Genomic DNA, 11,245 nt, shown 5'->3' on the forward strand with positions numbered 1-11,245 from the left:
GCCCGTCAAGGATAACGGGGGGTTAAGGAAGGGCCGCGTCTGGAGAGGGCGCCGCTCCCTGGATATGACCTATCGAGTAGGTCCGCGCACTGCGCGCCAGGTGCCGCGACAGGGCCCGCGCCGCTGGCGACAGCGTGCGGCCGTTGCGCACGCAGATCTTGAGGCAGGCCTTGCGCAGATTGCGACCCTGGAGCGGAACGGCGACCAGGCGTCCTTCGACGACGTCGCGCCGCGTCGCACAGCGCGTCAGGACGCTGACGCCGAGGCCGGCTCGCGCGAAGGAGCGCAGCGACTGGATCGAGTTGGTGACCAGCGCCGGCTTGAGCGCGACGCCACTGGCCGCGACCATGTCGTCGACGAGGCGGCGCAGGCCGAAGGTCCGGTCGGGCAGGGCAAGGCGCATCTCGCCGATCTCCGCGATCCTGACCGAGTGCCGCCCAGCGACGGCATCGCCGGGATGGGCGGCAAGGACCAGTGCGTCGGCGATCTCGGCGAGCGAGAGCACGCTGCGATGCAGGATCGGATTGAACGCGACGATCACCTCGGCCTCGTCGTCGAGCAGGCGCTGCACCAGCTGGTCTGAACTCGCCACCATGATGTCGAAGCTCACCGATGGATGGGCGGCCGAGAATTCGGCAAGCGCGGGATAGACGAAATCGTCCATCGCGCCCTCGACCGTCCAGACGCGGACATGCCCACGCTTCATGCCCTGGAGCTCGTCGACCGCGGCGCGCGCGGTCTGGACGCTGTCGAGGATGGTACGGGCCGTCTCCAGCACGGCCGCTCCCGCCGTGGTCAGCCGCATGCCGCGGGCCCTGCGCTCGAACAGGGCCGTGCCGTACTCCTCCTCGAGGCTGGCGATCTGGCGGCTGATCGCCGAGGGCGCGACGCTCAGCGCATCGGCCGCCTCGCGGATCGAACCGTGATCGGCGACGAGCGCGAAATAGCGATAGCGGGTGAGCGACATGGCAACTGGCCGCGGTCGATGCGAGGGTCTGGACCGTAGATGAGCGTTGCCGGATCGGCAACGAACTCTCCGCGAAACCGCACTGGCTGAGCCGCCTGCCCGCCCTCTACCACTAGGAAAACCAGGCAAGGAACCGACCCGATGTACTCCACCCGCACCAGCCAGGACGGCAGCTACAGGTTCATCCCGGCCGTCTATCAGTATTCCGGCGGGGTCGCGGCCGAGCCGGGCTTCCGCATCGAGCGGGCGCAACTGGCGAGCCCGGTTGCGCTGGACAAGGGCCTTGCGCTGATCGAGGCGCATCTTGAGCGGATCGACCGGCCGCTCACGGCGCTCTGCGCCTGCGAGCTGCGCTCGCCGGAGCCCTTCTCGGAAGGCGGCTTCGACGCCTTCAACCGGCTCTATGCGTCGCGGCTCGATCGATGGGGCATCCTCCAGGGGCAGGTGAATCCGGTCGCCCGCACCAATATCTGCCCCGAGATCGACAAGCCGGAGACCGTCTCGCTGCACGCCTTCAGCTATACCGTTCCGGATGCCGCGGCGAAGGCGAGCTTCGTGGTGGCGGGCAGCGGCGAGGCGCCCGAAGGCGGCGCGAGCTACGCCCAGGGTACGATCCGGCCGGGTGACGCCTCGCCCGAGGGCGTGCGGGCCAAGGCAAAATGGGTGATGGGTGAGATGGAGCGTCGCCTCGCCGGGCTCGGCCACGATTGGCGGGATGCCACGGTCGCGAACATCTACACGATCCGCGACATTCATCCGCTGCTGGCGGATGTCCTCCTGCCGATTACCAGCCTGGGCCGCGCCGTCACCTGGCACTTCTCGCGGCCGCCGGTGGCGGTGCTCGACTACGAGATGGATGTGCGCGGCCTGCCGCGGGAGATCGTAATCGAGGCGTCTGCCTGATCGCCACAGTGATGTGATGCGTTGCCAGAAATCGAACGGTCAAGTGGAGACGGTCCCGATGGTGCTCGATCGACGTGCGCTTCTCCTGGCGGGATTGACCCTGCCGACGCTGGCAAAGGCACAGTCTGTCTGGAAGCCGGAACGGCCGGTGCGTCTCATCCTGCCGTTCACGCCGGGCACTTCGATGGATCCGGTGGCGCGGCTGGCGCAGGAGAGCCTCAAGGACACGCTCGGCCAGAGCGTCGTGGTCGAGAACATCGCGGGAGCGGCGACGGTCATCGCCGGCGCCGAGACGCTGAAATCGCCGCCCGACGGGCACACCATGCTGATGATCGCCAACAGTTTCGCGGCGAACATCACGCTGCGGACACGAACCGCGGATTGGCAGCGCGCCTTCGTCCCGGTGGTGCAGGCGACGGTGGTGCCGCATGTGCTGACGGTCGCGCCGGCGCTGAAGGTGGACTGGGCCGGCTTCGTGAAGCATCTGCGCGACGGTGGGGGATCGATGACCTATGGCTCGCCGGGGATCGGCACCTCGCCGCATCTGGGTGCCGAGCATGTCCTGCGGCTCGTCGGCGGCAAGGCGGTGCACGCGCCCTATAACGGGACTTCGCAGCTTTTCGTCGACCTCTACGCCGGCCGGATCGATTTCGCGCTCAGCAACCTGCCCGATGTCGTGCAGCCGATCGCGGAGGGCAAGCTCGTCGCGCTCGCGGTCACCTCCGAGCAGCGGGTGCGGGAATTGCCTGATATCCCGACCTTCGCCGAGCTCGGCCTGCCGGGCCTGCTGTCGGACAGCTGGTTCGGCATCATGGTCCGCCGCGACACGCCGTCGGCTGCCCGCGAGGCGCTGGAGCGCGCCTGGCTCACGGCCCTGGCGCGCCCTGATGTGCGCGAGCGCCTGCAAGGCTTGGGCTTCACGGTGCTGGCACGGCCAGGCGCCGAGTTCGAAAAGGTGATCGACCGCTACGTTGCGACCTATGCGACGATCATCAAGGAGAGCGGCATCACCGTCCAGCAGTGACGGGCGGGGTCAGCGCTTCGGCGCGGGCTCGATCGCCGGCAACTCGTTGCCGGCCGGCGTCGGGGCCGGAGCGCGCTCGGTGGCGACAGCAGGGCGGCCGCGCACCGAGAGGGCGACGGTAAGGCGCTCGGCTGCTTCCGGCGACATGGCCGCGAGCACGTCCGACATCTTGCGCGGGCTCATCTGCTGGACGACGGGAACCAGGATGTCGAGCGCCAGCCGGTCGAAGACGCGGGCGGCGTCCTTCGGCTTCATCGTCTCGTACATGATCACCAGGTTCTTGACCGCCTGATTGGCCTCGCTCTCCTGCTTGCGCGGGCCTTCGACCTTATCTTCCAGCGCCTTGAGGTCATCGACCCGGCCGCCGAGCTTCTTTTCGGCCGTATCGAGCAATTTCTCGCGCATGTCGAGCTCGCGCATGCGCGCCTCGATTTCGTCGCGGCGCTGGCCGAGGCGTTCGAGCAGGGCTTTCTCGGCCGGCGAGACCGGCTGGGCGGTGCCGTTCATCAGCCCCGCCTTGTTGCTGGGATTGGCGTCGCGCTTGGCCTGTTCCTCGGGCAAGGCCTTCGGTTTCGGCGGGTCGATCGTGCCGGTGGTCTCGGGGTCCATCAACAGGTCGGGCTGATGGGCCTTGGCGATGATCCTGGCGAGGCCCCCGGCCTCCTTCTCCGGCTTCGCGGTGAACACCGGGGCGCTGGCGGGCACCTTCCCCGGATAGGGCTCCCCCGACCAGGCGAGCAGCTTCAGCGCCAGGAGGCCCATGGCGCCGAGGATGACGGCCGGGATGAGGCGGGGCGTCTGGATCACGCAGCCTGGCCCTCGAGCCTGCGGGCGGCGCGGGCGCGGATCGCGGCGGCCGCGTCGGCGGTGCTGGCCATGCGGGAGAGGGCGGGCTTTTCCGCGACGGGCTCGGCCTTGGGCGCGACCATGGTCGCGGCGCTGACGATCTGGCCGATGCGCTCCATCACGGTCTGGCCGGCCTCGATCTGCTGGGCGAGGTCGGCGGCATAGCGCTCGGCGGTCTGCAGGCGCTCGGCGAGGGTGCGATCGCAATCGCCCAGCGTCAGCTTCAGGCCGGCGATGGCGCGCTCGGCCGTGTCGGTGGCGGAGATCAGCGCGCCGATGGTCTGGCGCATCGCGCTCTCATCGGCCTTCAGCCGCTCGATGCGCTTGGAGAGCACGAAGCAGGTGACGATGGTGGCGACCAGCAGGCAGGCGACCAGGGCATCGGCGATCAGGGTGATGGTCATGGGCTGGTCTCCCTGATCAGGTCGGGCTGAGATGGCTGGTGTCGAAGGCGGCCATGGTCGTCTTGGAGCGCCGCAGCGGGCTGACGACCTGGACGGCGATCTTGTCGTCGACGCGGCCGATCCGGCCCTCGCTGACGATGAACTCGCCGCAGCGCAGCGAAGCGACCGAATCGGGACGGGCGTCGAACATCAGCGTGTCGCCGATTTCGAGCTTCATCACCCGCTTCAGGGGCATGGTGCATTCGTGGAGGACGCATTTCACGGCGACGTCCGCCTGCCAGACCTCGGTGGCGAGGTGGTTTTCCCAGATCGGGTCGCGCCCGAGCTTCTCACCCATGAAGCTCTCGAGGAGCAGCTCACGGATCGGTTCGATGGTGGCGTAGGGCAGGAGCAGATGGAGCGAGCCGCCGCGTCCTTCCATGTCGAAGCGCAGTTCGACGCGGATCGCGGCATTGGCCGGGCGCGAGATCGAGACGAAGCGCGGATTGGACTCGATCCGGTCGATTCTGAAGTTCACCGGCGAGAGCGGCCGGAAGGCTGCCTCGGCATCGCTGAGCACGACGCCGATCACGCGGCGCAGCAGGCTCATCTCGATCGAGGTGAAGGGGCGTCCGTCGACGCGTGCCGCCGCCTGGCCGCGCTTGCCGCCGAGCATGGTGTCGAGCACCGAATAGGTGAGGGCGGACTCGATGGTGACGAGGCCGAAATTGTCCCATTCCTCGGCCTTGAACACCGCCAGCATCGCCGGCAGCGAGATCGAGTTGATGTAGTCGCCGAAACGCACCGAGCGGATGCCTTCCAGCGTCACCTCGACATTGTCGCTGAACAGGTTGCGCAGGCTGGTGGAAAGCAGGCGGACCAGACGCTCGAAGATGATCTCGAGCATCGGCAGGCGTTCATAGGTGACCGAGCCCGAATCGACGATCGCCTGGATGCCGTTGCGGCCGCCCTTGCCGTCATCTCCGATGGAGAAGCCGAGCATGGTATCGATCTCTTCCTGATTCATCAGGCGATCGATATTGGCCTCTGCCTCGCTACCATCGTCCTCGATGATGTCGGACATGGTGGCCCACTCGGCCGCCATGCCTTCCGGCGTCAGCGGAACCTTGTCCTTGTCTTCGAGATCGTCGTTGGCCATGGCGGTCTGCTTTGCGCGATCGGGCTGCCGCTATTGCAGCAGCAATTCCTTGAAGAGGACGGCGTCGACCTTGGCCGGGTAGACGGTGACGTTGACCCGGCGCAGCAGCTCTTCCTTCAGGCGGTACATGCCGGCCGAGCCGTCGAGGTCGGAGGGGCGCAATTCGCGCATGAAGACCTGGAAGGCGTCCTCGACGCGCGGCAGCAGCGGCTTGACCTGGTCGGCGGTCTTGGGATCGGCGATCTCGAGCGCGACCTTGATCCTGACGATCGGCTGGCGGTCCTGCTGCGGGCCGGCGCTGATGCCGATCATCATGTCCTTCATCTCGACGAAGGTGATCAGCTTCTTGGCGGCCGCGGCAGCCTGCTCGGCGGTCACGTCGTCGGCCGGCTTCTTCTGGAGGAAGAAGAACCAGCCACCGCCGCCGAGCGCGGCGACGAGCGCCAGGGCGCCGCCGATGATGACGAGCTTCTTCTTGCCGGACTTCGGCGCCTCATCGGCGCCGCCCTCAGCGGCTTCCTCGTCCTTGTTCGCCTTCTTCGCCATCTCGGCCCGCCCACTCGGGACGGGCGCCGCCCCGGCCCGTCTCTCTGGCGTTAACCTTCGCCCGATCACGGTTAACGGCCCGTTAAGGGCGGCAATTCTTGCCGGGTCGTTTCTGCCGCGCGGGCGGTTTCCGTCCAGCGGTGGTGAAGGCCCGCTTTCAATCTATCTTCAATGATATCAATAATTTGTCCGGATTAACCATGCTGGCACGTCGCTTGCCACCTGTTTGCCGTGGCCACCGCGCTGGGGAGCGTCGGGGCGGCCACGGGACAGATCGGGAGCAGGAGCCGTGGAAAACGCGCTTCTCGTCAGCCTGTCGCGCCAGATGGCTCTGGCGCGCGAGCTCGACGTCATCGCCAACAACGTCGCCAATGTCGGCACGAACGGCTTCAAGGCCCGTTCCGCCCGCTTTGCCGAGTATATCTCGCCGACGGCGCGGGCCGACACCTTTCCGACCATGGATCGGCGGCTCTCCTATGTCATCGACAAGGGCACGCCGATCGACCTGTCCGGCGGCATGATCGAGCGCACCGGCAACCCGCTCGACGTCGCCCTGCAGGGCGACAACTACCTCGTCGTCCAGAGCGCGCAGGGCGAGCGCTACACCCGTGCCGGCTCACTCGAGATCAACGGCCGCGGCCAGCTCGTGACCCAGGCCGGCCAGCCGGTCATGGGCGATGGCGGGCCGATCGTGTTCGGCTCGACCGAGAGCAATGCCCGCATCGCCACCGACGGCACCGTCACCTCCGACCAGGGCCAGCGCGGCAAGCTCCGGATCGTGCGCTTCGACAATCCCCGGGCGCTGGCCAGCGACGGCGCCAACCTGTTCTCCTCGACCGCTGCCGCCCAGCCCGCCGGGCCACAGGCGCGGCTCGAGACCGGAGCGATCGAGCGCTCGAACGTCAAGGCCGTGGTCGAGATGACCCGGCTGGTCGAGGTCCAGCGGGCCTATCAGACGCTCTCGGCGATGATGGGCAAGACCGACGAACTACGCGCCAAGGCGATTTCGCGCCTGGCCGATCAGCAAGCCTGACGCGGAAGGAGCCTGATCCATGCGCGCACTCTACACCGCCGCCACCGGCATGATGGCCCAGGAACTCAACGTCCAGGTCATCTCCAACAACATCGCGAACGTCCGCACCACCGGCTACAAGCGCCAGCGCATCCATTTCCAGGACCTGCTCTACGAGCACGTCCGCCGCGCCGGTACGCAGACCTCGGACCAGAATACGCAGGTTCCGGCCGGCACCTTCGTCGGCTCGGGCGTCAAGACCGCCTCGACCGGGCGGGTGATGAGCCAGGGCAACCTGTCCCCGACGGAGAAGGAATACGACGTCGCCATCCGCGGCGAGGGCTTCTTCCGCATCCAGATGCCGGACGGGCGCACCGCCTATTCGCGCGACGGCTCGTTCGATCTCGACAGCCAGGGCCGGCTGGTCACCCGCGACGGCTATCTCGTCCAGCCGGGCATCACCGTCCCGAACAACGCGACCGGCGTCTCGATCAACGCGCAGGGCACCGTCGAGGTGAGCCTGCCCGGCCAGACCGCGCCGCAGCAGCTCGGCCAGATTCAGCTCTCGCGTTTCATCAACAAGGTCGGCCTCGAATCGATCGGCGACAACCTGTTCGTCGAGACGGCCGGCTCCGGCCCGGCGATCGACGGGCTCGGCGGCGAGGAAGGCTTCGGCACGCTGCAGCAGAACTATCTGGAAGAAGGCAACGTCCAGGCGGTCACCGAGCTCTCCTCGCTGATCGCGGCCCAGCGTGCCTACGAGATGAACTCGAAGGTCATCTCGGCCGCCGACCAGATGATGCAGTCCACCACCCAGATCATGCGCTGACGGAGGATGAGCCAGATGATCCGCTCCGCTTTCATCGTCGCGGCCCTGACGGCGTTTCCCGCCATGGCGCTCGCCCAGGCTCCGGCTCCGGTCGAAGAGCGCGCACCCACGGCTGCGCCTGCTGCAGCCGCCAAGCTCAAGCTGAAGGCCGATCTCACGCTGTCGCGCGACATCGTCGGCTTCGGCGACATTATCGCCGGACTCTCGCCGCAGGATGCGGCCTTGCCGGCCTTCCGGGCGCCTGCGCTCGGCGACACCGGCACCATCCAGGTCGCCCGCATCGTCGACGCCGCGGTGAAGCACGGGCTCTTGCGCGATGCCCAGGATCTCGACAGCCAGGGCGTCGCCCAGGTGGTCGTGACCCGCGCGGCGCGCCGGATCACCGGCCTCGATGTCGAAGCCGCGGTGAAATCGGCCCTGCTCGAGCGTTTCGGCTTCGACGGGCGTGCCTTCGCGCTGCTGCTCGACGGTGGCGCGCCGTCCGTCGTGGTCGAGCCGGAACTGACCGGAGACCTCGCGGCCCTCGACCTGAACTACGATGCGCGCACCCGCCGCGTCACCGGCCGGCTGACCATGCCGGGAAGCGCCGCGACCAGGCTGAAGCCGGTGCGCGTGTCGGGCCAGCTGGTCGAGACGGCCGAAGTGGTGGTGCCGCTGCGCACCATCGCCCGCGGCGAGACGCTCAAGCCCACCGACGTCACGGTCGAGCGCCGGCCGCGCGATGCGCAGTTCAACGACGTGCTCGGCGAGATGAAGGCGGCGGTCGGCAAGGTCGCCAAGCGGACCCTGATGGCCGGCTCGGTGCTGCGCAGCGGCGACGTCCAGCGCGAGGAGGTCGTCGGGCGCGGCGACATCGTCACCATCCTCTACGAGGCGCGCGGCATCGTGATCAGTATGCGCGGGCGCGCCAGCGAAGCCGGCGCGGTCGGCGACACCATCGCGATCACCAACATCCAGTCGAAGCGCGTGCTGCAGGGAACCGTCACCGGTCCCGGGCGCGTCAATGTCAGCCCGCATGGCGGCGGCCAGATCGCCGCCGCTCGCTGATCCCCATTGCTCAAGTTGCGGACCGTTGCCATGACCTCGACCAGCCCTCTCGCCCTCCCAGCCGTGCTTGGCCTCAGCCTGATGCTGGGCGCCTGCGGCGCCGTCGACCGGCTCGCCAATGTCGGCCAGGCGCCGGCGCTGTCGCCGATCGAGGACCCGACCGCAACGAAGGGCTACAAGCCGGTGCAGATGCCGATGCCGGCGGTGGAGCACGCCTCCTACGCGCCGAACTCGCTCTGGCGCACCGGCTCGCGTGCCTTCTTCAAGGACCAGCGCGCCCGGCTCGTCGGCGACCTCGTCACCGTCAAGGTCAAGGTCACCGATCGGGCCCAGCTCGACAACACCACCAAGCGCAGCCGCAAGAACGGCGAGGATCTCGGTGCCGAGAATTTCTTCGGGGCTGAGAGCAAGTGGAAGAAGAATGCCGATCCCAGCTCGTTCCTGAAACTCGACTCGGATTCTTCCAGCGAGGGCTCGGGCTCAGTGCGCCGGGCCGAGCAGCTCGCCACCAATGTCGCTGCCGTCGTCACCCAGACGCTGCCGAACGGCAACCTCGTCATCGAGGGCAAGCAGGAGATCAGGGTCAATTTCGAGGTGCGCGAACTGATCGTCGCCGGCGTGATCCGTCCGGAGGACATCGAATCCGACAACACGATCGATTCGGCCAAGATCGCCCAGGCCCGCATCGCCTATGGCGGCCGCGGCCAGATCACCGATGTGCAGCAGCCGCGCTACGGCCAGCAGGTGATGGATATCCTGCTGCCCTTCTGAACCGATCCCGAGTTTCCGGCGCGACGGCAACGCTCCCCACGTTCCATGCCTTCGCGCCGGCCCGGCGGTCTCTCCCGAGCCGCCATTCCTCCCGGCCGCCCGCCACGCTCCCCAAGCTACAAAAGCTGGCGGCCAGAAGCCCCGCGCCCTCCCGCGCGGGGCTTTGCTTTCCAAGATTGGATGGGCCTCGCCGGTGCTCAGCGCTGCGGCGTCGTCAGATAGGCCCACATGCGGTCGAGGATGGCGCCGGACCAGGTCGCGCGCTGGGCAACCTCTGCCTCGCCGAGGATGACCCCGCCCTCGGCGATCCCTGCCGCTCGCGCCTCGAACTCGACGCGCGCCGCGTCCTCGAGATACCAGGTCAGCACCACCGCCTCTTCCAGGCTTCCGCCGGCGGTGACCGCGCCGTTTCCGCGCATGACGATGGCGCGGGCCGCAGCCATCTGCTCTGCGAGGGCGGCGGCCTGCACGTCATCGCGCAGCAGTTGCGGATCGTCCCAAAGTGGCGGCTGCGGCGCGAAATAGCTGCCGAAGCCGTGCCGTGGCTTCGGGGTGATCCGGGCGGTGCCGAGCGTCATCACCCTGGGAGGCATCGAGCGCACGACGCCGCCGACCTCCGGCCGCCGCCGATAGATCTCGCGATGGATGCGGACCTCGCCGAGCACCCCATCGGGCAATGGCCCCTCGAGCGGGACGACGCTGCAGCTATCCTCATCCCCGACCAGTCCGAGCGGCTTGGCCGGGGAGACGAGGAAATGGCCCTGGTCGAGGCGCATGCTGCAATGGCCATAGGCATGGACGAGGCCATGGCGCGCCAGCGCACGCCCGGCCTGCCGGACCAGATTCTCCTGGGCGGCGCTCGGCCGCGGCGATGTCGGGCTCACTTGTTGAATTCGGTGATGTTGGGCTTGGCGCCCCATTTGCAGAAGCCCTTCGGCTCGAACATGAACTGGCGCTCGCGCCAGAGCAGCTCGTCGGCGATCTCGCGCACGCCGCTGGAATATTCGAAGACCATGCCCTCCGGCCCTTCGAAATAGAGGAATTTTGCCGAGGAGGTCGGGTGCCGGCCGGGGCCGAAGACCATGCGCACCTGCCGGTCCTTCAGGAACTGGTGCGAGCGCATGATGTCGTCGCCGGTCTCGACCTGGTGGTTGATGTGCTGGATGCCGGGCTTCGCCGAGGGAAACAGCGCGATGGTGTGATGGACCTCGTCAATGCGCAGCAGCGGCGCGTCGCCGATGCGGTCGGAGACCTGCGCATTGGTGACCTTGGTCCAGAAGGCTTCGTCGCGGGCGAGATCGCTGGAGCAGAGGCCGACATGGCTGAAGCCGGTGATGCCGGCATCGCGCGCGCCGTGATAGCGCCGCCCGCTATAGGCCGGGCGCCAGGCGAGCTCGATCGGATTGCCGGTCGGGTCGCGGAAGGCGATGAAATCGTGGACCTTGCGCAGCGCCGCCTCCGAGGCGGTGCCGCGCCGGACGGGATGGCCGAGGCTTTCGAGCTGGGCTGCGGCTTCATCGAGATGAGATTGTTCTTCCACCTCGAAACAGACGACCTGGTCGCCCGGGTCGCCCTCGAAATAGCAGAGCGTGTGCTCGCGCGCGTCCGACTTGAAATAGACCGAGCCCTTGGCGCGCTCGGCGACGTCGAGGCCGAGGTATTCGGTGGCGAAATGGGTCGCGCCCTCGAGGTCGCGGGTCCCGAGTCGGACATAGGAGACATCGGCTAGCTTGATCATGGTCGCTCCCTCCTGCCGGC

At 67.9% G+C, this 11,245-nt stretch carries 13 protein-coding genes; 6 read left to right on the forward strand and 7 right to left on the reverse strand.

The features are described 5' to 3' along the window. Positions 1-22: 22 nt before the first annotated feature. Positions 23-967, reverse strand: coding sequence for a LysR family transcriptional regulator (locus BMZ21_RS24365; protein WP_091840874.1), 945 nt, complete (start codon positions 965-967; stop codon positions 23-25). A 141-nt stretch (positions 968-1,108) separates the two neighbouring features. Here BMZ21_RS24365 and cnbZ point away from each other — a divergent pair, with 141 nt between their 5' ends. Both cnbZ and BMZ21_RS24375 read left to right on the forward strand, forming a co-directional pair. Then, positions 1,109-1,870 carry a 2-amino-5-chloromuconate deaminase CnbZ gene (gene cnbZ / locus BMZ21_RS24370; protein WP_091840877.1) on the forward strand — a complete coding sequence of 254 codons (762 nt, stop codon included), beginning with the start codon at positions 1,109-1,111 and terminating at the stop codon, positions 1,868-1,870. 58 nt (positions 1,871-1,928) lie between these two features. Beyond that, positions 1,929-2,894: a Bug family tripartite tricarboxylate transporter substrate binding protein gene (locus tag BMZ21_RS24375; RefSeq protein ID WP_167561732.1), complete on the forward strand. Its 966-nt coding sequence runs from the start codon at positions 1,929-1,931 to the stop codon at positions 2,892-2,894. A gap of 9 nt (positions 2,895-2,903) precedes the next feature. Here BMZ21_RS24375 and BMZ21_RS24380 read toward each other — a convergent pair whose 3' ends face one another. Genes BMZ21_RS24380 through fliL form a run of 4 tightly spaced genes read right to left on the reverse strand, consistent with a single transcriptional unit; the run spans position 2,904 to position 5,828 of the window. Then, the gene (locus tag BMZ21_RS24380; protein ID WP_244543992.1) at positions 2,904-3,701 is read right to left on the reverse strand and encodes a MotE family protein; all 798 of its coding nucleotides are present in this window, start codon (positions 3,699-3,701) and stop codon (positions 2,904-2,906) included. After that, on the reverse strand, positions 3,698-4,144 hold the full coding sequence (locus BMZ21_RS24385) for a DUF6468 domain-containing protein (RefSeq protein ID WP_091840884.1): 447 nt from the start codon (positions 4,142-4,144) through the stop codon (positions 3,698-3,700). The genes BMZ21_RS24380 and BMZ21_RS24385 overlap by 4 nt, the downstream gene beginning before the upstream one ends. 16 nt (positions 4,145-4,160) lie before the next feature. Further along, positions 4,161-5,282, reverse strand: coding sequence for a flagellar motor switch protein FliM (fliM, locus tag BMZ21_RS24390; RefSeq protein ID WP_091840886.1), 1,122 nt, complete (start codon positions 5,280-5,282; stop codon positions 4,161-4,163). Positions 5,283-5,312: 30 nt separating this feature from the next. Then, positions 5,313-5,828 carry a flagellar basal body-associated protein FliL gene (fliL, locus tag BMZ21_RS24395; RefSeq protein WP_091840888.1) on the reverse strand — a complete coding sequence of 172 codons (516 nt, stop codon included), beginning with the start codon at positions 5,826-5,828 and terminating at the stop codon, positions 5,313-5,315. Between the two features lie 289 nt (positions 5,829-6,117). On the opposite strand from fliL, the gene flgF reads away from it, so the two are divergent. The 4 genes from flgF to flgH are packed head-to-tail and all read left to right on the forward strand — an operon-like array spanning position 6,118 to position 9,487. Then, entirely contained in the window at positions 6,118-6,861 is a 744-nt protein-coding gene (gene flgF, locus BMZ21_RS24400; protein ID WP_091840890.1) for a flagellar basal-body rod protein FlgF, read from the forward strand. Between the two features lie 19 nt (positions 6,862-6,880). Beyond that, entirely contained in the window at positions 6,881-7,669 is a 789-nt protein-coding gene (gene flgG, locus BMZ21_RS24405; protein WP_091840892.1) for a flagellar basal-body rod protein FlgG, read from the forward strand. A gap of 15 nt (positions 7,670-7,684) precedes the next feature. Next, the gene (flgA, locus tag BMZ21_RS24410) at positions 7,685-8,716 is read left to right on the forward strand and encodes a flagellar basal body P-ring formation chaperone FlgA (protein ID WP_167561733.1); all 1,032 of its coding nucleotides are present in this window, start codon (positions 7,685-7,687) and stop codon (positions 8,714-8,716) included. Positions 8,717-8,746: 30 nt separating this feature from the next. Next, positions 8,747-9,487, forward strand: a complete 741-nt coding sequence (gene flgH / locus BMZ21_RS24415; RefSeq protein WP_091840897.1) for a flagellar basal body L-ring protein FlgH — start codon at positions 8,747-8,749, stop codon at positions 9,485-9,487. A 197-nt stretch (positions 9,488-9,684) separates the two neighbouring features. On the opposite strand, the gene BMZ21_RS24420 is transcribed toward flgH, so the two are convergent. Both BMZ21_RS24420 and BMZ21_RS24425 read right to left on the reverse strand, forming a co-directional pair. Then, complete coding sequence (locus tag BMZ21_RS24420; RefSeq protein WP_244543993.1) at positions 9,685-10,371, reverse strand: class II aldolase/adducin family protein; 687 nt, start codon at positions 10,369-10,371, stop codon at positions 9,685-9,687. Continuing rightward, on the reverse strand, positions 10,368-11,225 hold the full coding sequence (locus BMZ21_RS24425; RefSeq protein WP_091840903.1) for a VOC family protein: 858 nt from the start codon (positions 11,223-11,225) through the stop codon (positions 10,368-10,370). The genes BMZ21_RS24420 and BMZ21_RS24425 overlap by 4 nt, the downstream gene beginning before the upstream one ends. Positions 11,226-11,245: the final 20 nt, after the last annotated feature.

This window comes from Allobosea lupini (assembly GCF_900109525.1).
GTDB classification, from domain to species: Bacteria; Pseudomonadota; Alphaproteobacteria; order Rhizobiales; family Beijerinckiaceae; genus Allobosea; species Allobosea lupini.